Origin of the sequence: Halomonas sp. R57-5 (assembly GCF_900070345.1) — a bacterium.
Taxonomy (GTDB): domain Bacteria; phylum Pseudomonadota; class Gammaproteobacteria; order Pseudomonadales; family Halomonadaceae; genus Vreelandella; species Vreelandella ventosae_B.
The window spans coordinates 449,075-473,315 of the sequence record NZ_LN813019.1 but is presented as its reverse complement, the minus strand read 5'-3'; the positions used below and the strand labels follow the sequence as shown (position 1 = coordinate 473,315).

General features: G+C 55.0%; 28 protein-coding genes and 1 pseudogene. 11 read left to right on the top strand and 18 right to left on the bottom strand.

The window, feature by feature from the left end; translation table 11 throughout:
- Window positions 1–22: 22 nt before the first annotated feature.
- Entirely contained in the window at window positions 23–214 is a 192-nt protein-coding gene (locus HALO_RS02180) for a hypothetical protein (RefSeq protein WP_035537911.1), read from the bottom strand.
- A gap of 34 nt (window positions 215–248) precedes the next feature.
- Window positions 249–836, bottom strand: coding sequence for a type III secretion protein (locus tag HALO_RS02175; RefSeq protein ID WP_152561138.1), 588 nt, complete (start codon window positions 834–836; stop codon window positions 249–251).
- A gap of 169 nt (window positions 837–1,005) precedes the next feature.
- Here HALO_RS02175 and HALO_RS02170 point away from each other — a divergent pair, with 169 nt between their 5' ends.
- On the top strand, window positions 1,006–1,821 hold the full coding sequence (locus tag HALO_RS02170) for a tetratricopeptide repeat protein (protein ID WP_050712964.1): 816 nt from the start codon (window positions 1,006–1,008) through the stop codon (window positions 1,819–1,821).
- Between the two features lie 5 nt (window positions 1,822–1,826).
- On the opposite strand, the gene HALO_RS02165 is transcribed toward HALO_RS02170, so the two are convergent.
- The 10 genes from HALO_RS02165 to HALO_RS02130 all read right to left on the bottom strand — a co-directional run bounded on the left by HALO_RS02165 (window position 1,827) and on the right by HALO_RS02130 (window position 9,284).
- The gene (locus tag HALO_RS02165; RefSeq protein ID WP_050712963.1) at window positions 1,827–2,258 is read right to left on the bottom strand and encodes a hypothetical protein; all 432 of its coding nucleotides are present in this window, start codon (window positions 2,256–2,258) and stop codon (window positions 1,827–1,829) included.
- A gap of 17 nt (window positions 2,259–2,275) precedes the next feature.
- Window positions 2,276–3,571 (bottom strand): type II and III secretion system protein family protein, encoded by a 1,296-nt coding sequence (locus HALO_RS02160; RefSeq protein WP_050712962.1) that lies wholly within the window; start codon window positions 3,569–3,571, stop codon window positions 2,276–2,278.
- A gap of 79 nt (window positions 3,572–3,650) precedes the next feature.
- On the bottom strand, window positions 3,651–5,819 hold the full coding sequence (gene sctV / locus HALO_RS02155; protein WP_035581486.1) for a type III secretion system export apparatus subunit SctV: 2,169 nt from the start codon (window positions 5,817–5,819) through the stop codon (window positions 3,651–3,653).
- The gene (locus tag HALO_RS23020; RefSeq protein WP_035581488.1) at window positions 5,816–6,178 is read right to left on the bottom strand and encodes a tetratricopeptide repeat protein; all 363 of its coding nucleotides are present in this window, start codon (window positions 6,176–6,178) and stop codon (window positions 5,816–5,818) included. The genes sctV and HALO_RS23020 overlap by 4 nt, the downstream gene beginning before the upstream one ends.
- Window positions 6,175–6,588: a hypothetical protein gene (locus HALO_RS02145; RefSeq protein WP_035581490.1), complete on the bottom strand. Its 414-nt coding sequence runs from the start codon at window positions 6,586–6,588 to the stop codon at window positions 6,175–6,177. Before HALO_RS02145 ends, HALO_RS23020 begins: the two co-directional genes overlap by 4 nt.
- A gap of 16 nt (window positions 6,589–6,604) precedes the next feature.
- Window positions 6,605–7,561 (bottom strand): SctD/MshK family protein, encoded by a 957-nt coding sequence (locus HALO_RS02140; protein WP_050712961.1) that lies wholly within the window; start codon window positions 7,559–7,561, stop codon window positions 6,605–6,607.
- Between the two features lie 169 nt (window positions 7,562–7,730).
- Complete coding sequence (locus HALO_RS23185) at window positions 7,731–7,898, bottom strand: hypothetical protein (protein ID WP_172821650.1); 168 nt, start codon at window positions 7,896–7,898, stop codon at window positions 7,731–7,733.
- 182 nt (window positions 7,899–8,080) lie between these two features.
- Window positions 8,081–8,221: a hypothetical protein gene (locus HALO_RS23180; RefSeq protein WP_157738118.1), complete on the bottom strand. Its 141-nt coding sequence runs from the start codon at window positions 8,219–8,221 to the stop codon at window positions 8,081–8,083.
- The gene (locus HALO_RS02135; protein ID WP_035581494.1) at window positions 8,218–8,895 is read right to left on the bottom strand and encodes a DsbA family protein; all 678 of its coding nucleotides are present in this window, start codon (window positions 8,893–8,895) and stop codon (window positions 8,218–8,220) included. The genes HALO_RS23180 and HALO_RS02135 overlap by 4 nt, the downstream gene beginning before the upstream one ends.
- Window positions 8,896–8,996: 101 nt before the next feature.
- Entirely contained in the window at window positions 8,997–9,284 is a 288-nt protein-coding gene (locus HALO_RS02130) for a cation transporter dimerization domain-containing protein (protein ID WP_231896795.1), read from the bottom strand.
- Between the two features lie 228 nt (window positions 9,285–9,512).
- Between HALO_RS02130 and HALO_RS02125 the strand changes: the two genes are divergently transcribed.
- From HALO_RS02125 to HALO_RS02110, 4 genes are all read left to right on the top strand, one after another.
- Window positions 9,513–10,367, top strand: coding sequence for a sensor domain-containing diguanylate cyclase (locus tag HALO_RS02125; protein ID WP_050712960.1), 855 nt, complete (start codon window positions 9,513–9,515; stop codon window positions 10,365–10,367).
- Window positions 10,368–11,012: 645 nt separating this feature from the next.
- Window positions 11,013–11,432 (top strand): hypothetical protein, encoded by a 420-nt coding sequence (locus tag HALO_RS02115; RefSeq protein WP_035581501.1) that lies wholly within the window; start codon window positions 11,013–11,015, stop codon window positions 11,430–11,432.
- 18 nt (window positions 11,433–11,450) lie between these two features.
- Window positions 11,451–11,672: a hypothetical protein gene (locus tag HALO_RS23015; RefSeq protein WP_152561139.1), complete on the top strand. Its 222-nt coding sequence runs from the start codon at window positions 11,451–11,453 to the stop codon at window positions 11,670–11,672.
- Between the two features lie 352 nt (window positions 11,673–12,024).
- Window positions 12,025–13,647: a BCCT family transporter gene (locus HALO_RS02110; protein WP_035581503.1), complete on the top strand. Its 1,623-nt coding sequence runs from the start codon at window positions 12,025–12,027 to the stop codon at window positions 13,645–13,647.
- Window positions 13,648–13,719: 72 nt separating this feature from the next.
- On the opposite strand, the gene HALO_RS23175 is transcribed toward HALO_RS02110, so the two are convergent.
- Window positions 13,720–13,896: a hypothetical protein gene (locus HALO_RS23175; protein WP_172821649.1), complete on the bottom strand. Its 177-nt coding sequence runs from the start codon at window positions 13,894–13,896 to the stop codon at window positions 13,720–13,722.
- A gap of 37 nt (window positions 13,897–13,933) precedes the next feature.
- Window positions 13,934–14,227: pseudogene (locus HALO_RS02105) on the bottom strand (IS30 family transposase); the annotation flags it as partial.
- A 260-nt stretch (window positions 14,228–14,487) separates the two neighbouring features.
- Between HALO_RS02105 and HALO_RS02100 the strand changes: the two are divergent.
- From HALO_RS02100 to HALO_RS02075, 6 genes are all read left to right on the top strand, one after another.
- Window positions 14,488–15,180: a GntR family transcriptional regulator gene (locus HALO_RS02100; protein WP_050712959.1), complete on the top strand. Its 693-nt coding sequence runs from the start codon at window positions 14,488–14,490 to the stop codon at window positions 15,178–15,180.
- 39 nt (window positions 15,181–15,219) lie between these two features.
- Window positions 15,220–16,437 carry a CaiB/BaiF CoA transferase family protein gene (locus HALO_RS02095; RefSeq protein WP_050712958.1) on the top strand — a complete coding sequence of 406 codons (1,218 nt, stop codon included), beginning with the start codon at window positions 15,220–15,222 and terminating at the stop codon, window positions 16,435–16,437.
- Window positions 16,438–16,450: 13 nt separating this feature from the next.
- Window positions 16,451–17,740 (top strand): TRAP transporter large permease, encoded by a 1,290-nt coding sequence (locus HALO_RS02090; RefSeq protein WP_172821648.1) that lies wholly within the window; start codon window positions 16,451–16,453, stop codon window positions 17,738–17,740.
- A gap of 110 nt (window positions 17,741–17,850) precedes the next feature.
- Complete coding sequence (locus HALO_RS02085) at window positions 17,851–18,897, top strand: TRAP transporter substrate-binding protein (protein WP_050712956.1); 1,047 nt, start codon at window positions 17,851–17,853, stop codon at window positions 18,895–18,897.
- An 11-nt stretch (window positions 18,898–18,908) separates the two neighbouring features.
- Window positions 18,909–19,421 carry a TRAP transporter small permease gene (locus tag HALO_RS02080; RefSeq protein ID WP_035581511.1) on the top strand — a complete coding sequence of 171 codons (513 nt, stop codon included), beginning with the start codon at window positions 18,909–18,911 and terminating at the stop codon, window positions 19,419–19,421.
- A 77-nt stretch (window positions 19,422–19,498) separates the two neighbouring features.
- A complete protein-coding gene (locus HALO_RS02075; RefSeq protein WP_035581512.1) occupies window positions 19,499–20,431 on the top strand; it encodes a hydroxymethylglutaryl-CoA lyase in 933 nt (310 codons plus the stop codon).
- 42 nt (window positions 20,432–20,473) lie between these two features.
- Here HALO_RS02075 and HALO_RS02070 read toward each other — a convergent pair whose 3' ends face one another.
- From HALO_RS02070 to HALO_RS02055, 4 genes are all read right to left on the bottom strand, one after another.
- On the bottom strand, window positions 20,474–21,271 hold the full coding sequence (locus HALO_RS02070; RefSeq protein ID WP_035581514.1) for a hypothetical protein: 798 nt from the start codon (window positions 21,269–21,271) through the stop codon (window positions 20,474–20,476).
- An 18-nt stretch (window positions 21,272–21,289) separates the two neighbouring features.
- Complete coding sequence (locus HALO_RS02065) at window positions 21,290–22,030, bottom strand: SDR family NAD(P)-dependent oxidoreductase (protein WP_035581516.1); 741 nt, start codon at window positions 22,028–22,030, stop codon at window positions 21,290–21,292.
- Between the two features lie 63 nt (window positions 22,031–22,093).
- On the bottom strand, window positions 22,094–22,882 hold the full coding sequence (locus HALO_RS02060; RefSeq protein WP_050712955.1) for an SDR family NAD(P)-dependent oxidoreductase: 789 nt from the start codon (window positions 22,880–22,882) through the stop codon (window positions 22,094–22,096).
- Complete coding sequence (locus HALO_RS02055; RefSeq protein ID WP_050712954.1) at window positions 22,879–24,237, bottom strand: MFS transporter; 1,359 nt, start codon at window positions 24,235–24,237, stop codon at window positions 22,879–22,881. The genes HALO_RS02060 and HALO_RS02055 overlap by 4 nt, the downstream gene beginning before the upstream one ends.
- Window positions 24,238–24,241 lie beyond the last annotated feature (4 nt).

Below are 24,241 nucleotides of genomic sequence, written 5' to 3'. Positions count from 1 at the left end.
GATGGGGGTCGCGCCCTCGTCATTACTCGTCGGACTGTGCTTCCTTGAGAATATTGTTCATCATCGGCATCAGAATCATCTGCCCGCCGACCTTGACCATTCCCTCTACCATTGTTTCCTGCAGCTTCGCGTTATCGACGGCGTCGTCGAAAGCCTGGGAATCGGGGAGCGACTCTGTTGCCGGGTTACTACTGCTTACGGGATCGATAGCCATGGACTGCCTCCTGTGGGTTTCATCGCTTGCTCACTCACGAGCCAGGCGGCTGGGCCACACTGCCTCGAAAGACCTTAACTTCAGCGGGGATCGACGGCGCACTCGGCTGGCGCAACGCTTCGACCCGTTGGGCTATGTCCGCTATCCAGGCGGGCGGGCCCATCACTTCAAGACTGTCGTGCTCTGCACGAATCAGTGCGCTCAACGGATTGCCGATCTGTGCCTGGGTAATTTCTGCGCGCAGGCGGGGTATATCGACATCGGTTAGATCAAACGTCCGACGACTCAGCTCCTGGCGGGCGGCGACATGCAGCACATAGCCATCGAAAAACCACCCCAGACCGTTGGATTCACAAACCTGTGCGAGGAACTCGCCAGCGGTGCTGGCGCGAATATCACCACGCACCTCACCATCCACTACGTCGCTGACCTCAACGGGCAGTGACAGGTTGCGACCAAACTCCTGCAACACATCACGCACGCTTTGCTCGATCACGATATAGCGATATTCGCGATCCGCCCAAGGCGCCTCGGCGGCCAGCGTGGGGCTGTCTGGCAAACAACAACCGAGCACCAGCATCACAAGATGGCCCAGCCAGGGGTGCTTCCACCTATCTGCCATCATCCTACCCACCCCCCGATGACAGTTGAGTGACCGGCAATCTGTCTTTTTGAGTTTTTGCCCTTCTGGGGTAAACACGCATCACGCTTCATCCATATCCCTGCTGCCCCAAGCCTGGTTTCTCCGGTACACTGATTTTCATTTCCTAAACCTCTGGACTGAGTCACGGATGAAGGCATTTTGTACGTTTTTGCCCCGCATGAGCCGGCCTGCACTCGTCGCCGGGCCAAGCCTGATACTGAGCCTAATACTGTCAGCCTGCGCTGCGACGCCTTCCGAGATCGATGAAAGTCGCCTGCTCAACCTGGCCAAAGATGTCGATCAGCAAGGCGACCATGCGACCGCCGCCGCGATGTACGAGCGCGCCCTGGAGCAGAGCGGCCCCTCCGCAGATATTCAGGTTCGCCTGGGCAATGCACTGCTTGCCAGTGGCGAGCCCCAGGCAGCCGCTGAGGCGTTTCGTGCCGCGCTTGCCGAAGACATCCACTTAGCGCCAGCATTACTCGGCCTCGGGACAGCCCAACTGCGCCTAGGTCAACCGGAAAGCGCCCTGCGCAACCTTTCCCTGGCGGCTCCTGAAATAGACAGCGCGGCGGCCTGGAGCCGCCTTGGCGCCGCCCAAGCGCTGGCCGGTCAGCCCGCCCAGGCGGCCAGCGCGTTTGCTAACGCCGTGGCACTTGAGCCGCGTGATCTCGACGCTCAGGCCAACCTGGCGCTATCCGAAGCGTTGGCTGGCGAAAACACCCAGGCCATCGCGAACATGCAGCGCATTACGGACTCCCCGCTGGCAGAGGAACGCCATTTCCGCAACCTGATTCTTGTGCTGGTTCTGGCTGGGCGTAGCGATGAGGCACAGCAAGTCGATATCCCCGACCTATCGGCGGCCAACCGCCTTTCCCTGATAGCCAGTGCCGAGCACATAGCAACGCTGCCCGATGCCGCCGCCCGCGCCCGGGCACTCGGGTTGGCATCAGCCTCTAACTAATACCGTCACAGATCACTGGTAGTGGCGTTGGTGCCCATGGCATTGCGCGCTTCCTGCTCCAATAGCGAACGACGCTGGTTGGCACGTTCGCGGCCGTTTAGATACTCATTCGCGGCATCTGCTACCGGCGCGCCCATGGCGGGCCCCATTGCTCTTCCCCTTACCAAATCCTGTGGCTCAACGATCATCTGCTGCAGATTGAAGTCGTTGGCGCAGCCAGGTGGCAGCCCGGCTCGCTCTGCATCGTCAGGCCCAGCTTGGCAGAGACGTGGCATGATCGTTGATTCATGCGCAGCGTCAGTCGTTGTCATCTGCCGGTACCCGGTGTCCCAGTTCATCGGCCCCATCGAGGACTGGCAGCCGGCCAGCAGCAACGCCACTAAACAAGGCCCAAGGCGKAAAGCCATGCGCGTCCAATAGGTAAATAGCTGTGACATAGGAACGTTGCTTAGCCTCATTGCAAATAGAATCCGAAAGGGTCATCTTCGAGCTGAGGATTGCGACTAACCTGTGCCCGATCCAACGGCATTCTGGGTGTCGGCGCGGAGGATGGTGCCACCAAATACGGGGTGATCAGGATGACCAGCTCGGTCTCGTTACGCTGAAACCGCCTTGATCGAAATAGATTACCCAGAATCGGTATATCACCGAGGAGCGGGATTCGTTCGATTTGATTGCTCGCCTGACGTTGAAACAGGCCGGCGATAGCAAAGGTCTGCCCGCTGCCCACCTCGACCACGGTATCGGCGCGCCGAACTTGAAGAGACGGCACGTCATAGCCACCAATACGGACACTATCGCTGGCAATGCTGCTGACTTCGGGGCGCACTTCCATTGAGATCCGGCCGTTAGGCAGCAACGTTGGCGTGCTCAGTAGCGAGACACCGAACTGTTTGTACTCGATACCCACCAGTTCGCTGTTAACCGGCACCGGAATAGGAATTTCGCCACCGGCAAGGAAGCTTGCCGTCTGCCCCGAGACGGTGGTGATGTTGGGTTCAGCGAGGATCTGCAACAGGTTGTTCTGCTGTAGCGCCTGGAGTAAACCGTCGATGCTATCGGTACCCCCACCGATGGGACTGGGGGCGATGTTGCTGGTGAGCACGCCGAAAGAGAACGAGCCGTTGTTGATCAGCGTATTCCAACTGACTCCATAGCTGAGCAGTTCATCCCGGGCGACTTCGGCGAAACGCACCCGAATGTTGATCTGAGTGGCGCCATCGTAACTGGAGCGGTTGATGCTACCGCCGGCCGGCGCTTGGGCATCAAGGGTCGATTGCGTGGCCATGGCGCTCTCGACCGTGGGGCTGCTACCCTCGGCCACCAGTTGGTTGCCAGCCATACGCAAACGGATCTGGCTGTCGCCGTCGATATCCCGTAGCGCCTGAGAAGCCAACGCATTATCGTCGCGAATCTGCAGCCGCAACGAGGCTTGGCTCTGCTCGTCGGCCCCCAGCGCGATAAGGTTGGTGTCACCGGCCTGTTTACCGAAGAGATAGATGACGCCGGAAGAAACCACCTGCACATCAGCAACCTCAGGGTTAGCGACGAACACCGACGCAACGTCCTGGTCGAACCGCAGGATACGCCCCTGCCCAGTCTCCAGCGTCATCGCACCTCCGGAAGCGTCCACGGAAACATCAGCACTGGCAGGAATTACCGCGAACCACAGCAGTAACGCCCATACCCAAAGCGTCGAATTCCGGACAGCCTGGGGAGGGTTTCTATCGACGGGTTTTATGCTGATCACGGTTATTCTTCATCCCTGTTGTAGCGATTTGCATGGGTGTTGAATCATCGACACACGGCGTCATTGTTTCGCAAGCGTGTTACAGCTTGGCGGTTGCCTCCGATTCCCGGCGTGGGATCGGTTTGGGCAGGCGTATCTGGGCGATTGCCTGCAGGCTGAATTCCGGTGCGATCTCCTGCCAGGCCATGACAGGAAGATCGATATCGTGCTGCTTTAGCCACTGCTGCAGCGCGGCGCGCACGTCACTGGCCGCCACCACCACTGGCTGAAGGTCGCTATCGAGCGCTTCAAGCTGCTGCTGGAACCAGCCGTTCAAGGCCCGCGAAAGAGGTGCCGGCATGCCGCTCCGGACGGGCTGGTTCTCACTATTTCGCTGTGCGGTACGCAGAGCCTCTTCCAGCGGCCGGGTCGCGATCCAGGCAGGCAGAACCCGATCGCTGCGGGCATGGCGGTGACTGATCTGCCGCGCCATGGCAAGGCGTATGCGGTCGCTCAGCCGAGCGCTGCTCGACTCTTGCGGCCCCCAGGCCACTATAGCTTCAAGGATAGTGCGCATGGCTCGAACCGGAACGCCCTCACTGACCAAGCGACGTAAAATCTCGGCGATTTTCTGTAGCGATACCACCCGAACGGCCTCGGTCACCAGCTCGGCATAGTGTGTTTCCATCTTGTAAAGCAGGGCACGCGCCTCTTGAATCCCAACGAACTCGCCGGCGTAACGCGTTAGCGTGCGCTCAAGACAGCGCTCCAGCACCTGATCCAGCGTACGATAGCGAATCCCGGCTTCCGTCAGCGCTGAAGCGTCCTCATCGGCAAGCCATTGCCAACTGCCGCGGCCAACGAGCGCTGGTTGCGTGAAGGCGGTCAACTCAAGCAATTCCAAAACATCGGCATCGTCGTCGAGCAGTACTGAAGAGTCTGGTAGTTCACCGTTGAGCACCGGCACTTCATCCAGCTCAATGGCGAAGCGCTGGTCGCTGAGGGCGGGTTCCAGGCGAACTCCCACCTGAGGAATGGCAATTCCCAGATCGCGTTCAACACCTTCGCGGGTGGCCTGAACGCTTTCACGTAGTAAGTCGAGTGATAGCTTATCGACAAGCCCTGCAGCCAGGCAGAGCATCACGCGGTACTGGCGTGGATCGTCATCGGCGGCATTGGGCGGTGCTGCCTCGTTCACCGCCTCGTTCACGGCGTTGGTCTCAGTAGCTGGGGTCGCGGTGATAACCTCGGCTTGCGCTGCTTGCTCCGTCTCGGTATCGGCCGTCTGGCGACGGCGATGCAGGAAAAAGGCAGCTAAGCCCAGCAGTGCTGACAACGTCAGAAAGACAGTCGATGGGAAGCCCGGCACGAAGGCCGCGCAGAACAGCACCGCCGACGTTAAACCCAATGCCTTGGCGTTGCTGCCAAGCTGGCCGACAATCTCACTGCCCAAATCGCTGGCGTTATCGGAGCTAACGCGGGTCACCACGGTACCCGCGCCAACCGAAATCAGTAATGCGGGAATCAGTGCGATCAGGCCGTCGCCGACGGTCAACAGCGAGTAGGTTTCCACCGCCGTGCCGAAGGGCATGTCGTGCTTGAGCATGCCGATCGACAGCCCACCGATAAGATTGACGAACAGAATCACCAGGCCAGCAATGGCATCACCCTTAACAAACTTCATCGCCCCATCCATTGCGCCATAGAGCTGGCTTTCGCTCTCCAGCAGCGAGCGCCTGCGACGGGCTTCAGCGGGTTCGATGTCGCCGTTTCTCATGTCGTTGTCGATGCTCATCTGCTTGCCGGGCATGGCATCAAGAGTAAAACGCGCCGCCACTTCCGCTACGCGCTCCGAGCCCTTGGTAATCACCAGAAACTGGGCCACCGTAATGATCAGGAAAACCACCATGCCGATGACCACCTCACCGGCGATAACGAAATTGCCGAAGGCGGAAACGATCTGGCCAGCGTCACCCTCGAGCAGAATCAGCCGGGTAGTGGAGATCGAAAGCGCCAGCCGGAACAGCGTGGCGAGCAGAATGATCGGCGGCAGCGAGGAGAATTCCACCGGGTGCGAGATATAGAACGCCACCACTAAAATCAGCAGGCTGAAACCGATATTGATACCAATCAGCGTGTCGACCATTGCCGTCGGCAGCGGGATGATCATCATCACTACCGAGAGCACCATAAAAACGGCGATGATCACGTCACTGCGCTGGGACGCCTGACGAGCCAGGGTATTGAGACGGCCGAGGAGCTTGTTCATGTTACGGTCTCTCCCTGCCGGGATTCCGGGTGACGCCGCCGCTCGAGATACTCTCGCCATAGGCGACGAGCGGTATCATGCTCACCGTTGACCCAGTGGGCGCGGCTACGCAAGAGTGGCACGGCGTCATCCTGTTCACCGGCGGCCTCGAGCCGGTCGAGCACATTAAGCGCACGCTGACCGTTGCCGCTGGCAAGGAACCCCTGGCACAGCGCCTGCAGCACGCCGGTGTGATTCGGTGCCATGCGTGTCGCGATAAGCAGCAATACCAACCCGCGCTGTACCTGACCACTTTTGAGATAGAGGTGCCCCATCAAATGCAGTAGGTCGACGGCATCTCGATCAGCGGTATCGCTCATGGCACGCTCTCCTGATCGGTGATGTTGTCCAGCGGCAGCGCGTTTGCTTCACTCATCCGGCCTTCCCATGCCTGGCGCCAATCAATCTCTTCACCGATCACCTCCTTCGCCAGCGCCATAATGTCATCATCGGCGTCCAGCGAAGGTAGAACGTTGTCAGCTACGTGTTGGAGCAGCTCGATGCTGCGAAGGTTAGCGTAGCTGGCAGGATCAATGGCCTCCGGGCGCGCGAGCGCTTCGAGGCGCTCAGTCCACGCAGGACGGTTTGAGCCACGCTGCCGGGCTTCACTGACAGCCTGCGTGAACGTATCGTCCTGCTGCGACGGCTGCTCGACGACGCTAGGCTTGACGGGGTCAATGTCAGCGACGTGATAACGATCCCGTGGAACAAGACGATCAGTGATCTTCATCGCGATATACGCCGGATTATAGGGTCAGGGCAAACTGGTCATCGCCACGGCTCAACAGCACTCGAYCCGTTTCGATAGCGGAAATAACCCAGCCAGACGACAGCGACGCGCCGGGATAGAGACGCTGGCCACGAGCGTCGATTACGTACGGGTTCTTGCCTAACCATACGGCCTGAAACTGCAGGTCGGGGCGAACCGGCACCTCACTCTGTTGAGCTTCATTAAGTAGCACGTTGTGACTGCCGTAATGCTGGTCGAACCAACGCTGGGTGGCGTTCCAAGCGCCCGCCTGGTCGGGGTCGTAGTGACCGGAGACGCTGATATAGTCGCCACTGTCGGTGACCTCCAGCGATGCAAGTCCGGCATCCGCCAGGCGCTCACGCAGTGCTTGAACCGGGCTCGGGCGAGCCTCATCCATCACTGGGGGATTACTCTGGGCAGTGTCCATCAGGGCCTGCTCATCGAGCATTGCCGTAACTGGATGATAGCCAATGTTGGCGTCGGCTTGATTGACATCGATGAACTCATAGAAAGCCAGTACTCCCAGCGTTACGACCAGTGCGGCGAGCGTGGCGCTGCGATTTAGCCACTTACGCCAACGCACAGGAACTGTCGGCAGCCCTGGGAATATGGCAGGCGCTGGGGGGCGTGAAAGCTCGAGTGCCACGTCGTTGRAATGAAGCTTCGCTGGCAATTCACAGCGCAAACCAGTGCCCTGGCTGACGCTACGGCCATTAATGGTAATGTCACCACCAAGCGCCTCGATAGCGATATAACGACCATAGAATCTCAACACAATATGGTGTGGTGCAGTGCCCGGATCGCCGAGCATGACATCAGTAGAATCGTCGCTACCGATACAGCAGACCGGCTCAGTGAGCGTAATGGAGGCACCGCGATGCAAGCCTGCGATAACCTTGAGCGTCGTAACGGCTTCGCGTACCGACGCTGAAGCTGAGGTGAATAAAGTCATATACTTAACTCGCCGTGTCGTACGAAGCTTGGAGGGCTCTTCCGTCGAATGTCTCGATAAAGGGGCATTCATCCGGGCGAGGTTTTGAAATCTCTACCGTCCAGGAATGCGTGGACAGGAAACAACAACAAGGCCGCGAGCGGCTGACGCCGCCCGCGACTTCCGAGCATCAGTTTTGCGGACGCTGCTTGGTAGCGTCGAGCTCGGTTTTCTTCTCTGTCGTGACTTTGGTGATTTCTGCGGACTTCTCGATCGCCTGATCGAACACTGCTTTCATGTCGGCGATTGCAGAATCAGCACCGCCGCCAGCATTGTCGACTGGGGGAGTATCGGCCATTTTACTGCTCCTTAATCCTAGAGAAATGTCGTTTGAATGATGCGCCTTTGGCACCGAGGCTCAAGCCGTTCGATCGTTCTTTCGACGCTGTTKCATAAGGAGGAAGACGATCCAACATTAAGCAGATTGCGGGTATTAAGTGACGAGGCGATGTCAGTAAAATGAAAGTTGAATGATTTGCCTTATTGTCTTGTGGCGAATACAACGCCGATTGGGCAGTCAATTTGGCCGCGCTTACCCAAAAATAGGTGCTCTCGCCAACTGACCTCGACCAGCGCAGGGCTTAAACTCACAAGCCCTATCAGCAACCAGCGCTGATTCATTGGGCTTCTTCCTCTTCAGATATCTCCTCGACTTCACTCTTTACGACATCAATCAACTCCTGCATACCAAAGGGTTCTAGCAGCTCACCGTTGACAAAAAAGGTTGGCGTCTGGCGAATCTGATTCGTTTTGACGTCTGCCATGTCTTGGTCAATCACCGCTTGCACTTCAGCTGAGTTGAGTTGCTCCTCAGCGGCAGTTCGATCAAGACCGGCTTGGCTGGCAATCTCCAAGATAGCTGATTCATCGAAACGGCCATGAGATGCCCATTGATCCTGACGAGAGAGCAGAGCTTCGAGTACCGGTTCGAATACCTCCTGGTGTCGAGCGACTTCCAGCACGCGAATGGCCGTATCAGAAACCTCACCGTGGAAAGGGGTGTAGCGCACGATTAGCTGCACTTGCTCAGGATAGGTTTCCAGAATACTTTTGGTGAGAGGATAGAAAGCACGGCAGGCTTCGCAGGCCGGGTCGAAAAATTCCACAATGGTGACAGGAGCCTCTTTCGGCCCCAGGATCGGTGAGTGTGAACGCACCAAGGAGCTCTCGGCCTGTGCAGCATCCTCACTCGCCGCCTCAGCTTGCATGTCCAATAGTGCAGGTTTCGATACCACCACGATGGCAGCTGTCAGCATCAACGTACCCGCAAGCATAAAAGTCGCTTTTTTGAACATTTTTCTCTCTCGATTTCAGTGATTATTTGGCAATTTAGGCCAAGATTTTATTGCACAAACCAAGCTAAATGACTGCTTATGTATACCAGCGTGAGCGTGTATTACTCATGCCCATAAAGGTTGGCATCCTGATGTGCGTGATCAATATGCTCAAACTCTAAGCTGGAATGGACAATGTTGAAGCGCGTTTTTAACTGCGCTTTGATCTCTGTCTTAATCGACTCAAGCCGCTGCCAGCCTGCTTCCGTAATGACCACGTGGCAGTCAAGAGCAGCCATGTTTTCCTGCATCTGCCATAAGTGCACATGATGAATATCGTGGACACTTTCGACACCACGCACGGCTTCAATGACGAGTTGACCGTTAATATCTGGGGGAGAGCCCAGCATCAGTGTGCGGATAGGCCCCCCAATCACCGAAAAGGCGAGTAACTAAAGCTTCAACCCCTGAATGTCGTCCGTTGACACTCGCCTCGGGAGGCAACGCCTACCCTGGCTATGGCTGGTACGCGCTTGTCATTACGGGAGTGACCTTTCCCCCAAAATTTCCAGAATTCTTTATCGTCCACTTCGCGATTGCTCTATAGTCGAGGAATGCTAACCGGATGTATCTAGCCTATGGCCGTTGACCTGCAAGCGCTCTACCCCAAACTGATTCATCTGATGCTGGACACCGTCTTCGTAGTGGATGCGGACAATCAGATCGTCTTTGTGAGCGATGCCTGTGAGTCACTGCTCGGATACGCACCCCGCGAGTTGATCGGCACCCCGATCACTAACTATATGCACCCTGACGATTTAGCAGCCACCCGGGACTCCATTGACCGTGTGATGGACGGCAAGCCCCACGTGGATTTCCGCAACCGCTATATCCGCAAGGACGGCGCCAGCGTACATATTCTGTGGTCTGCCCGCTGGTACGAGGAAGAAGAGGTGCGGATCGGTGTCGCGCGCAACGTCACAGCCCTGATGCAGGCCGAGGAGGAGTTACGCTACCTCGCCCATCACGACCCACTGACCAAACTGACCAACCGAGCGCTATTCTATGATCGACTGGTCTCGGGCATAAATGCGGCCAACCGCTACCAGAACAACCTAGCATTGCTGTTTCTAGATATTAATGACTTCAAATGTATCAATGATATTCATGGGCATGCCGCGGGTGACCAAGTGCTCTGCACGGTAGCTAGACGGCTGGAAAGCTGTGTGCGAGAAACAGACACGGTGGCCCGGATGGGCGGAGATGAATTCACGGTTCTATTAACGGACATCAAGTCGACGAGGGCCGTTGCGGACAAGGKGGAGCAGATCCTCATGGTCATGAACGAGCCGCTAGGCGCTGAATTTGGCAAAGTCAGAATGCCCTCCTGCAGTATCGGTGTGGCCTGTTACCCCGCCGATGGGGAAGACGCCGATACCCTACTCAGCCACGCCGATAGCCATATGTACCAGATCAAAAGGCGCAGCCGTTAGCGAGCAACAAGCTTGCAGAAAACTAATATGAACCCACAGCAGTCAGCCGAGTAAGAAAACCAAACGGCCTCGCCGCTACCGAATCCGCGACCATCGAGTCGGTCAACGAATAGATTGACCAGCTTGTGGCGCATAAGGAACTCGCTATCTTCGCCGTCTTGTTGCTCAACAATACCAATTTGCATAGTTCCAAGGCCTAGCGGAAGATTTGGGAATGGAGCCGCTGAGTAAATATTTTTCATTTAAACGCTTCTGTGATTATTAAAGCTACCAATCGGTAGCTATGGGAATGATTGCGCGATTAATTCAGGATAAGTATTTAGTAGTATTTTTCACACCTCTCGGAAGCCACTACTTTTTTCATCAACATCATGGATTAGTTTCTATTGATTTTTCTCAGCGAGAAATTTCTCTCATCTACCATATAGTTAGAATTTTTATTGATTCAAAAAACACTTCTAAAAACGCAATCAATCTAATACAAAAAAAAGACTAGCCATAAATATCAGAAAAAACTAAGCCAACGGATTTAAACTACAGAGCCTAGACGACCGAGAATTATTAGCCTATTTTTTTTATAAAATACTTAAGGGTTCTGATGGTTAAACAACGCATCGCTCAGCATAGATAACTTGAGAATTAGACATGAATAATACTTCAATGCTCTTTATCAGCGTATTTACTTCAATGGCCGGCAGTAGTGTTGCAGCCGCCTTGATAACTATCTACTTTTCGAAGAAAAGAGATAAGCATGTGCTTTCTTTACAATTGATAGATTACTTCCTTGATAATTATCATGATGTAGGCGAGGCAAATTATATACTAACTCTAGACTCTTATAAAATAGAAGAGAAAGAGAATTATATCCGAAAGCACGGTGACTGGTTTAACCTGATTGCCATGCTAAAAAAAAATGACTCAATTGAGTGGAAGATCTTGCAAGATATGGGCCTTGAAAAAACCATGGAAGACTTTCATGATAGGGTTGCATCAAAAAAAGCAAGTGGAGTCAAAGTTTTAGAAAATGCTTGGCAGTGGTGGCCTGATCTTCACAGACTATTTTAGTGAATGAGGTAAATTACTATGCATGACGAACAGTTTATGAATTTAATGCGTGAATTTGCTGAAAGAGCGAGCTCCTTGGAAGAGGTTGAATGCGGAAAACTGTACGCTCAGGTTGTTGCATTTTCCGATTTTATTATGGCCTCGCAGGGTGCTGGTCCTGTAGCCGTGCCGATAAATGCAAATTCTTCAAGATTTAATTGTCCTAAGTGTCATTACATAATTGATGTTTATTTAAGGTAAAACTATTAAATAAACATTGAGGGTTCGAGACGCACCCTAATCGACGTATACTTTACTTACTTTTAGAGGTTTCTGGATTTTCGAACCTGGACGATGACGCTTCCTAGCCCCCCCTCGCAAAACCGCAACCGCAATAGCTACCCCCCCTGTTTGCATAACGCCCTCGGCTCATTCTACTCAGGTCTCGTCAGGCATTGGCAGAGCCGCAGAGTATCCCGGCTCGCAAGGCTGCTTCTCAATGTCTGTATCCCTTTTGTCTGCGCCCAGCTTGGCGTAATCCGCATATAGCTCCTACGTTGTTTAGAGAGGCAGGTTTTAAAGACGGGTCGTAAAAATAAAGGGAGACGTAACGATGGATGCACTTGCGCGAAAGCTGGGCCTCAAGACGGATCCCACCATATTTTTCACCTCTGCCGGGATTATGATCCTCTTTTTAGTGGCGCTGTTGATCGCGCCGGGCCCAATAGGCGAAGCCTTCGGCGCGGGGCGGCAATGGATAGTGACTAACCTTGGCTGGTTTTTTATTTTCGGGGTCACCAGCTGGGTGGCGTTCCTGCTGTGGGTGGCGATCAGCCGGTTCGGGGCGATTCGTCTGGGCGGCAATGATGCCAAACCGGCCTATACCAACGCTTCCTGGTTTGCCATGCTGTTTGCTGGCGGTATCGGCACGGTATTGATGTTCTGGGGCGTGGCCGAACCGATTTCCCACTTCGCAGCTCCCCCGCGGCCAGATGTTGAGCCCTTCACTGTCGCCGCTGCCGATGATGCCATGAGCTTTTCGATTTATCACCTGGGGCTCCATACCTGGGCGATTTTCGCCATGCCGGGGCTGGCGTTTGCTTACTTTATCTATCGCTACAACCTGCCGATGCGTTTCAGCTCGGTTTTCTTTCCGCTGTTAGGCGAGCGCATTTACGGCCCTATCGGCAAAGCTTTAGATATCTTCGCCATTCTCGGCACCCTGTTTGGCGTGGCGGTTTCCATCGGCCTGGGCACCCAGCAGATTAATGCCGGGCTAACGGAATTGTTTGGTGTTCCGGATGCGGTGATAACGAAAGTGCTGATCATCGCCGTTCTGACCACTGTCGCCGTGGGGTCTATCGTGGCGGGGCTTGATTCAGGCGTTAAGCGGCTCTCGAACATCAATATCGGCATGGCCGTTGGCCTGCTGTTATTTGTACTGTTTACCGGTTCGACCGTTTTCCTTTTACGTGCGGTTGTTGAAACCTTTGGCCTCTACATCACCAACCTGCTGCCCATGGCTTTCTGGAATGACACCCTGGCACGCTACTCAAGCGAAGGCGGCGCCTGGGGGTGGCAAGGCAGTTGGACGGTGTTCTATTGGGCCTGGACAGTCACCTGGTCGCCGTTCATCGGCATCTTTGTCGCACGGATTTCCCGCGGGCGAACTATTCGCGAATTCGTTTTGGGTGTGCTGTTCGCCCCCTCCATCTTTACGCTGATCTGGTTTGCGATCTTCGGCTGGTCGGCGATGGAAATTGACGGGATTGGGCCAGAGGCCCGGGCAGCCATGGGCGATCAAGCAGGTGTTTTGTCCGCTGCCGTCGCTGAAAGCATTCCGCTTGCCATGTTCGCGTTTTTTGACAACTTCCCCGCGGCTACCTTGATTCAGGGCTTAGCGGTGGTAATCGTCGCCATCTTCTTTGCCACCTCTTCAGACTCCGCCTCGCTGGTCGTCGATATGCTGTGTACCGGCAGCTCAGACCCTGGCCCCTGGCACCAACGGGTATTCTGGGGCGTATCCGAAGGTATGCTGGCAGCCATGCTGATTGTGCTGGCGGGCGATGCCGGGCTTACCGCCCTGCAGGAGGTGATCACCGTGGTCGGCCTGCCGATGTTTATTCTGGTGTTTATCATGATGTTCGCACTGTACCGCGGCCTTTCCCATGAGGAGCTCAGCGAAGTGCGAGTAGGCAGCCCACCCAAGCAGGAAGAGCTGAAGCCGGAAGAGTAGTCGATACACAACGGKGCGGGCCATTGCTGGCCCGCACTGTGTTAATTAAAAACATTAGCACTGCATGCCTTATTACCGATTCAGATCCTGTAGCTCAGATAGCATAAAGTACTCTGCATCACTCACTTGCTGCTGAGACGACGATTCAGGGTAAGAGATTTTATTATCTTGACCAGAACTTCTTTCCACCAGAACTACATTAGAGAAGAGTGCTAAAGCGATAGCGGCTGCGATATTGATAGCTTTCATGATGTGCGGTCTCCAACTCTAAGAGCGCAACACCGGATTAATGAACGCCTGATGGCGCCTCCTGGGTTCGCTTCATCAGATCCATAAAGACCTCCAGCGGTGCCTTGAAGTCCAGTCGCTTTCGAGGTCGGGTATTGAGCTGGAAGGCGATGGCATCCAGTTCATCCTGACTGAACACCGACAGATCCTTCCCCTTAGGCATGTACTGACGTAAGAGGCCGTTGGTGTTCCCGTTGACGGCTCACTGCCAGGGACTATGTGGATCAGCGAAGTAGATCGCCGTCCCTGTTTTCTGGGTAATCTCGGCATGGCGCACCAACTCACGCCCCTGACCTTAGGTGAACGTCTGGCGCATTTCCGAGGGTGTTGCACTTAGTTATTGAGCGCGCGAAGTTTGAAAAATGGGCGTGGGGAGCGCCACTTGATCACAACCAAAAAGGGCCTGCGTCCCTCGCTTCGAAGGCCGGTTTCAACCGCTAGTGACCGAATTGCCCTACGTCGGTTGCATACAAAAAAGACTAAAGTCTAGTTTTTAACTCATAAAATTGTGATCTACCTTATAAATTGTATGCAATCTTGGGCGAACAATCGATGGATGCTATACCCGCAAACTCATCAAGCGTGGTTCAGACCGCCACGGCTAGAGTCCATGAGGTAATTAAGAAGCGGATTCTAAATGGCCATTACCAGGCGAACGAATACCTTCGTGAAACAAGCGTAGCCAGCGAGCTTAACGTCAGTCGCACTCCCGTGCGCGAGGCACTGCGCGAGCTAGTCTCGGAGGGTTGGCTCGAAGCCATTCCCCACCGTGGCGCACGCGTGGTGGCTTGGACGGCAAAAGATGCGCGCGAAGTATTCGAATTACGTTTGGTGCTAGAGCCCTTAGCGGTTCGCTTAGCCTCCACACAGATAAGCAAGTCATGCTTTAAGTCTTTAGAAATACTAGCGACCCAAATGGAATCCCTCACCGAACAGGTCGACACAAACACTGAATCACGCAGCGACATTGCGTCACTTAATCACGAATTTCACCGAACACTGATTCTCGCTAGCAACAACCAACGTTTAGCTAACTTGCTCGAAAATGTCGTTCGCACATCGGTCATTCATCGCAACTTCGGCAACTATGATCTTGCCAACCTTCGCCGAAGCATGCGTCACCATCGCGAGATTCTGGAGGCCATTGCTGCTGGCAGTCCCGAATGGGCTGAGAATGTAATGCGCGCCCACTTGCTGGCTGCACAGGCATTGCACGTCCCGCACACCAATACCCCCTCCGGTTAAAGAGACATTGATTGATTATAAAGAGGCCTAAGAACAACAATGAGACAACAACACACGCCCTCCCCGCTTCCCCTTGAGAACATTAAAGTTCTTGAGCTAGGACAACTCATCGCAGGGCCCTATTGCGGCCAGGTGCTTGCAGATTTTGGTGCTGAGGTAGTGAAAGTCGAGCCTCCCGGTAAGGGGGATGCTATGCGGCAGTGGGGAGAAGCCGACCAGGAGAGTGGCGATCCATTGTGGTGGAACATTATTGGCCGCAACAAACAATCGCTGACCCTCGACCTTCGTCAGCAACGCGGGCAAGACGTGCTGCGTCAATTAGCGGCGCATGCTGATGTCATCATCGAAAACTTTCGCCCCGGCACCATGGAGCGCTGGGGATTAAGCTACGACGAACTCTCCCGCCACAACCCAAAGCTGGTCATGGTGCGGGTCACTGGCTTTGGCCAAGATGGCCCTTATGCAACCAGGGCTGGGTTTGCTTCCGTATGCGAAGCCATGGGTGGGCTACGCTATTTAAGCGGCTATCCTGATCGCCCCCCGGTGCGGGTCGGCATCTCAATCGGCGACACACTGGCTGGCTTGCACGCAGCGCTAGGCACCATGATGGCCCTTCATCAGCGCGAGCGAAGCGGACAAGGGCAAGTGGTCGATAGCTCGATATTTGAGTCTGTACTGGCCATGATGGAGAACTTAATTCCCGAGTATGCCCGGGCGGGAAAAGTCCGCGAGCGCAGCGGCAGCTTCTTGCCCAAAATTGCTCCTTCAAATGCGTACCCAGCCCGTGACGGACGCGACGTTATTATTGGAGCCAATCAGGACACCGTCTTCCGCCGCCTCTGTGAGGCCATGGGGCAACCTCGACTAGCCGACCACCCTGACTACGCGACCCATCGCGCACGCGGGGAGAACCAGCAGGCTATCGACGACCTTGTTGCGGCCTGGACCCAGCAGCACGACGCTTCTCACATCGTGGATATCCTCGCCGAGGCGGGAGTGCCAGCAGGGTTAGTCTACCGAGCTCCCGATATGCTGGACGATCCACACYTCCAGGCGCGTGAATCGATTGTAGAGGTGCCTGATCGCCATGGCCGCCCATTGCCGATGCAAAATGTTTTCCCACGGCTCTCCAGCACCCCAGGCAGTGTACGTAGCGTCGGCCCTGCCCTGGGCGAACACACCCATACAGTACTCGCCGACTGGCTGGCGCTCTCAGCCGATACTCTCGACGCTCTTCGCGCCGACAACGTGATCTGAGGGGGAGAGCATCATGGATCCCATTATCGTTCTTGCCATTTTAGTCGGGCTGATTGTCATCGGCTTCCCTATTTTTCTAGCTCTGGGCTTATCCGGGTTAGTCGGCCTCTATATGGCGCGCGGCTCACTGGCTTTCTTTTTCGCCCCCACATCACTGTTTGGTCAGCTGAATGCCTTCGAGCTAATTGCCCTGCCACTGTTTATTCTGATGGGTAACTTCCTGGGAGCTACACCGGTGGGGTCGAGTCTTTTCACTGCCGCCGTACGCTGGCTCAACTGGCTGCGGGGCAGTCTGGCAATCTCTTCGGTGGGGGCTTCGGCCATGTTCGGCGCCGTATCAGGGGTAAGCCTAGCGGGTGTGGCGGCAGTGGGATCCATTGCCGTACCGCAGATGCTCCAGCGCGGTTATAGCCGATCATTAGCCGCGGGTGCCGTTGTTAGTGCTGGGGCCCTGGCCATGCTGATCCCACCTAGCGTGCCCTTTATTATCTATGGTGCCGTCTCTAGCGTCTCTGTGGCGGATCTATTTATCGGCGGCATCSTTCCCGGCATTGTGCTCGCGTTAGCATTATCACTGTTCATCTACATTCGAGTGTGGCTGAACCCTGAGGAGGCGCCAGCCAGTAAGGAGCGCTTTACCTGGAAAGAGCGCTGGGCGAGCCTGGCTAACATTTGGCACGCCGCGCTGTTGGTAGTGGTTGTGCTGGGCTCGATCTACTCGGGCCTCGCCACGCCCAGCGAAGCCGCGGGCATTGGCGCGGCTGGCGCCTTTTTGATCGCCACCCTGATATTTCGCAGTCTCAGCTGGCGCAAGTTCCTGGAGATACTGGCGACGACTGCGCGCGTCAGCGGTGCCATCCTACTCATTATCGGCTGTGCCAAGATCTTCGGCGACTATCTCAACATGGKGCGAGTACCGCAACTCCTCACCGAAGCACTCACCGCCACCGGCCTGCCCGCCTGGGCGATCTTGGTGGCGGTAATGCTACTGCTGATCCTACTGGGCATGATTGTCGATGCCGTGTCGCTGATCGTGGTGACCACCCCGGTACTGCTGCCACTGGTCACCGCCCTAGGCTACGACCCACTGTGGTTCGGTATTGTGATGGTGCTCAACCTTGAGATTGCCGTGGTCACTCCCCCGGTGGGGCTTAACCTCTACGCGCTGCGTGGGGTCTGCCCCGAGCTCTCAGTGGAAGAAATCATCAAAAGCGCACTGCCATTTGTCGCCGTTCAGTTCCTCGTGCTGATGCTGTTTGTGTTCTTCCCTGGCCTCAGCCTGTGGTTGCCGGGGCTGATGTAGCCCCGGTGTTTCAACGTCAGTGAAGTGCAACGTTACAAAGGTGCATCACAACAAACCTTTACAACAGACTCTTACTGCAGATTCTTACAACAACAATCAGGAGATTCACCATGACACTGTCTCGCCGCCAAGTTCTAAAGTACGGCACCTTCGCCACCGCCGGTGCCATGCTGTTTGGCACCCATAGCCTGCTGGCCCCCCGCAGCTACGCCGCCACCACGCTGACGGGCGTCACCTACCTGCCCGACTCCTACAAAGCATTGACCTATGGCTCCAATCGCTTCGTGGAGATGCTCAAAGAGCAGGGAGGCGATACCCTCTCGGTGGAGTTTTACGACTCCGGTCAACTGCTCAAGGTAGACGAACAGTTACCAGCGCTGCGAGCGCGCAGCATCGACTTCATGTTCCATMCCTTCTCCTACGTCACCCGCTCTATCCCGATACTGGGCGTCACCGGTTTGCCTGGGGTAGTGGGCGAGCTCTATCGCCATCCGGAGCGCCTGCGCCAGGGAAGCCCGCTGATGGAGCTGATCAACGAGGTATTGGCAGAGGACAACCTCTACATGCTCACCTCCGGTGGCGGCATCCTTGAACCGGAGTATCTATGGAGCACCGAGGCTAGCCCCATCCGCCGCCTTGAGGATGTACGCGGGAAGAAGATTCGCATCGTCGGTTTTGAGGCCACCAAGGCCTTTGAGCCTTACAGCGTGGGGGCGACCCGTATTCCTTCTTCCGAGACCTACATGGCACTGCAACGGGGAACCGTAGACGCAGGGGTATTCAATATCTCAACGGTGATCGGCCGCAGCCTCCAGGAGCAGTTGCAGGTCTGTTACAAGCTGCCGATCACCGGTTTCTCGGTTGCTCCCTTCATGCTGCGGGACACCTGGGACAACCTTGACGACGAGGCGCGCGCCGTACTACAGCAGGCAGCTGACTGGTACGACGAGAACTTCATTGAGCACTGCAACAACGACATTTATCCCAACGAGTACTGGCCCCAGATTGAGGAGGCCGGGGTGGAGATTATCGAGCCTTCCGATGAAGACCTTGAAGCCTTCAATGCCGGCGTCCAGGACGTCTGGGATCACTGGAAGGAAGAAGTCGGTGAGGAGGTCGGCGATCGCGCCATCGCGCTGGCCCTTGGCAACGCTTAAGGGAGAGTGAAATGACAACAATGGCAATGCGTAGCTGGGACGGCCTATTGGCCGTTCTACGCTGGACATCCATGGCAGTGTTGGTCTTCATGATGGTGTCTATCTGCTATGACGCCACCATGCGATATGTCTTCGCGGCCCCCACTAGCTGGAGCCTGGAGATCAACTCCTTTCTCCTGGTTTACCTAGCGGTGATTGGCGCCGCCGAAGCACAGCGTCACGACGCCCATATCCGTATTACCTTCTTTAAAGATAAGCTGCCAACGCGTATCCGCGCCTTCATCGACCTGACGACGGGCCTGTTGGGCATGCTGTTTTGCATAATTCTCGTATGGCGTGGCGGCATCATGACGATGCAGGCGTTTGAGTACAGCGAACGTGTTTCAAGCTCGCTAGGAACGCCAATGGTTTACCCCTATGCACTGCTACCCATCGGCTTCGCCGCCCTGGGGGTACAATTCCTCATTGACGCTGCCCGTGCCGCTAAGCGCTTTCGTCCTAATCATCATAAAGAGCCATCATAAAGAGCCATCATGAAGAGGTAACCTCGCATGGCTAATCGCCTTCGTCACTCTTTGGAGCAACCAGCGGAGAACAGATAATGACGCCCCTATCGCCGCCATCCAGTATTGAACTTGTCGAGGTTGCACCACGAGACGGTTTTCAATCGATACGCAACATACTGCCCACTGTCGATAAACAGCGCTGTATACAGGCGCTACTCGATGCAGGCGTCACTCGCTTGGAGATTGGCTCTTTCGTAAGCCCCAAGGCCATTCCCCAAATGGCCGATACCGGCAAGTTAGTAAAGGCGTTTGCTGACCGGCAAGATGTGCGCTTCTCTGCCCTGGTGCCCAACCTCAAGGGTGCAGAACTAGCGTTGGAGCACGGCATTCGCGAGGTTGTTTATGTCGTATCGGTGTCGGAATCCCATAACAAAAGCAATGTACGAAGCAGTCCTGATGAATCGATACAAGAACTGAACAGGGTGATTGAGCGTATGCGCCGCACCGAAGGCAGCCGACTGCGCCTTGACCTTGGCACCAGCTTCGACTGCCCCTTCGAAGGCACCATTAGCTGGCAACAGGTTGATCGTATTCTCAGCGCCGCACTTGAGCTTATTGGGGACTTGCCCCTAGAGGTAGCGCTTTGTGACACGACCGGACGAGCCACACCCTACCAAGTAGCCGACTATTTCACGCAATTGCGCGAACGACATGCCAGGGCAGGAGTGAACTGGGCCTTCCACGGCCATAATACGTTTGGCATGGGGGTAGCGAATGCCCTTTTCGCCATAAGCCATGGCGCCACAGCAGTCGACACCGCTTGCGCAGGACTTGGTGGCTGCCCATTCGCGCCGGGCGCCACGGGCAACACCGCCACAGAGGATTTGTTATATGCCCTACATGGCGGCGGAGTAGCCACCGGTATTGACCTACCGAAACTGCTAGAAGCGGCTGATATGATTGCCGCCCTGCCTGGCGGACAAACGGCTAGCCATCTGCGTCAGGTTCCTAGGGAACGAGTGAGCTGAGGGGTTCCCAGGATTGCCTTGCTCACCACGTTGGGCTTCTCCTCAGGACTTACAAACAACTTTGCCACTATCCCCCCATCTACTAAAAAGCCATAGAAAAGTGCTAACGAAAAGAGATAAAAACAATGAAAGCCAAAATGCAAAACTGGAAGGAAACAATTCTACACTTGCACTCAACACAGCACTAAACGCTACTAAGCTGAGCATTCCAAGCTGCGTATTGGCTAACGTAACACGCGCTACTTCAACCCCATATCGCTGATGAAGAGTCAGAGCAATGGTTAACATGCCGATGGGGAAACTCAGCACAATACCCGAGACAGCAGGGTCGACATTAACCAACAGAATTGTCGCCAAGCAGACAACACCTCCCGCTAATACCCCGCGAATGAGTAAGTCTACCCAGCGTACGGGTGCCGAAACGGTTTTGGAAGAAAGCCCAATTGAATTAATGTAAACCCGCGAAAAAAGTAACGTTGCACCAAAAAGCGCCAACGCGAAGAAAACGCCTCCTGGTAGCTGATCCGCTATTGCTGCAGCCAGTAACCAAATAAGTGCAGAGCAAGCAACACTCGCAAAAGCCCCCAATCTCTTAGCCAGCAGCACATAGCTAAGACAGAACATCAACGTCGCCAACATAGCATGCAAAGAGCCCAGTGCTGCATCAGCGACGAAGGGGTCAGATTGCTCACGAATCATAAAAAAGAAGCCAGGGCCCAGCACTATTGGCGTACCTGCCAAAACACCTCCGATCTTGGGGCCCAGGCGAACGGCTGCAAGCGATACGCAGACCACCACCAACGTGGTGGAAAACCACTTTACAAGAATAAGGCTTAGCATAAGTCTATTTTCAGCCCGCTACATGACGTCGCCACTGTTAGGCCCGAGCGTTTGCCCAAGGTAAAGATCGCCATCGGGAGAGGCAGCGAGCATAAGCGCCGTGGGCGCCACTTCTTCTGCTGTTCCAAACCGACCGAGAGGAAGTTCGGCTTCTTTATTGGCCACCCACTCTTTACTAAGCCCTTCTAACATCGGGGTTAAAATAGGGCCTGGTGCGATGGCATTGGTAAGAATCCCATAAGGTGCTAACTCTCTAGCCATCGATTTAGTAAGCCCCAATAGCCCAGCCTTCGCTGAGCAATAGTGAGATAAACCCACTCCCCCTTTGAGCGCTAGCTGGGAGGAAATATTGATGATCCGGCCGCTTTTTCGCTTCACCATCTGCTCGGCAACATAGCGTCCCACCAAGAAAGCACCGCGCAGATTAATACTGATCATTCGATCGAACGTCTCAGCAGACATGTCTAAGAAAGGCGTTTCATCCAAAATGCCCGCACAGTTGACCAGCACATCGATAACTTGGTGATGATTTATCACCTCATCAACCATCGACTTTACAGAAGCTTCATCAGCGACATCGACACCATGATGCGTTGCACTTTCCCCGAGTAATAATGCTATTTCTTCACATGCCTCAAGATTGCGATCAGCCAAAGCAACGGTGGCGCCTTCCGCATGAAAACACTCCGCAATAGCCCGGCCGATACCGCTAGCACCACCCACGACAAGAGCAACTTGTCTCTGAAGTTTTTTAGACATAAGGATCACCCAGCTTATTAAATAAAAGAAGCGAGGATGTCTCCTCGCTTCATAGGCAAACGATTAGCTCGGCCAACGCACGGTCAAGCCACCATCGACCACCAGTTGCTGGCCTGTTACGTAGGCTGCATCGTCACTGCTCAGAAAACGCGCAGTACGGGCTGCTTCATCGGCATACCCCACACGCCCTAAAGGAATTGATTTACCGGCTGCCGCTAAGCCGTCAGGCCCCAGCGAATTAACGGGATCCAAAGACTGAGGCGTCTCGATCAGTCCTGGAATCAGGGTATTAACACGAATACCTCGGGGGGCTAGCTCAACTGCCAGAGACTTTACTAAGCCCACTAAGCCACTTTTGGCTGCCGCATAATGGGCGTGGTTATCCCACCCATACACGCCCCCTGCGATAGAGGAAATAGCCACCATAGCGCCGCCTTCCTGCATTAACTTGGAAGCGCTACGGAAGACTCTCATTACCCCCGTCAAGTCGACTGATAGCATGTCGTCCCATGCTTGATCGGTAAGCTCACCTAAGGGTGCCTGGCGTAGAATGCCAGCACCGGCAACAACGATGTGTAGGGCACCAAAGGTGTCGATAGCCTGCTGCGCAAAGTGATCACATTGATTGGCATCTCTCACATCTAAGGCAACCGCCACACACTCTCCGCCAATGGCTTTTACCGCGGAAACCGTTTCCTCTACATCATGGGGGTCGTTCGGGTAGTAGCCTGCCACTACCTTAACGCCAGCCTTGGCATAGCTGACGGCAAGGGCTTGCCCAATGCCGCTAGCGGCACCTGAGATGATAGCCACCTTGCCTGCCAAACCATCGTCGCGCGCTAATACGCTCATGCCACAGCCTCCTCTATTGGGTCATTTTCGAGGTGATCCACATGGCGCGTACCGAACATCAACAAGCCACTGAGAACTAATGGCAAAGAGCCCGCCAAAATCGCTGCCCAAATCATACTGACGCCAATCGTCAGCAGTATGGAAACCAAGCCGGAACCAATAATCGCGCCTACCGGGGCCATTACGTGAGCCACGTTAGTCCCCGTACCACGAACGTGCGCAGGGAAAGATTCGCCCATATAGAACAGAATTGCCGCAAAAGGGCCAAGCAGGAAAAACAGTGTGATGGCGTACATCATGTAGATAAAGCTGTCATCCGCTGGGCCAAGCAACATAACGATGCTGGCTAAACCGCCCAGCAGGAACCCCATCAGCACGGTGTTACGGCGGCCGATACGATCTCCCATCCAGCCATGGCTCAGATAGCCGACAAAGCCAACGGCGTTAGCCAGAATCAACACGTAAAGAGAGTTTTCAAAACTAACCCCCTTCGCTTCAACTAGTACGGTGGTACCCAGCACAGCGAAGACTTGAATTGCCATCCAACTGAATAGCCAAACCAACGATAGCGAGATGGTATGACGGCGCAATTCTGGTGAAAAAMCCCCTTTTAGACCCAGATTGTTTCCAGTGTCGACCTCAATATCTTGCTCAGCAGCCAACTTTGCTGCGCCTTCTGCGTCTCCAGCCTTACGACGACGCTCTACTTCTTTAATAGCCGCAAACACGGGCGATTCAGGCAACTTGACTGCCATCACGATCACGATAATCGAGGCACAAGCGGCAACAAAGAAGCTGCCGCGCCAGCCCACGATGGGCAATAACAATGAGGTCATACCTGCAGCTAGTAGAGCACCCACAGGCCAGCCACTCTGTACAAGGCTGTACATGAAGCCCCGACCCTTGGCCTTCTTATAGATCTCATTGAGATAAACGGCGTTGACTACCTCTTCTGAAACCGCAAAGCCAGAGAAGGCGCGAATAATAACCATCGAAGCCGCTCCTATGGCGACACCCGATAGCCCAGAACTCACTGCTCCACCAATCACCAGTAAAATCAGCGTTTTCTTGCGCCCATAACGGTCAAGCATGAAGCCGACTACCAGCGAAACCAAAAATACGCCTATCGTTGCAAAGGTGTTAATGGCAGTGGCTTTAGCCGCACTCCAACCAAAATCCTCAGCAATGACAGGAAGCAATGTTCCAAACAGGGTGTAGTCGTAGACCGACGCCACCCAGGCAATGAAACAAACCAGCGAGGCATAGCCGATCTGTTTTTTAGTGATGACAGCATTCCAGGGCTCATCAGCGTGCTGACTTGCCTCGGAAGTCGTATTTGAATTTGGCTCGGCCATCGAC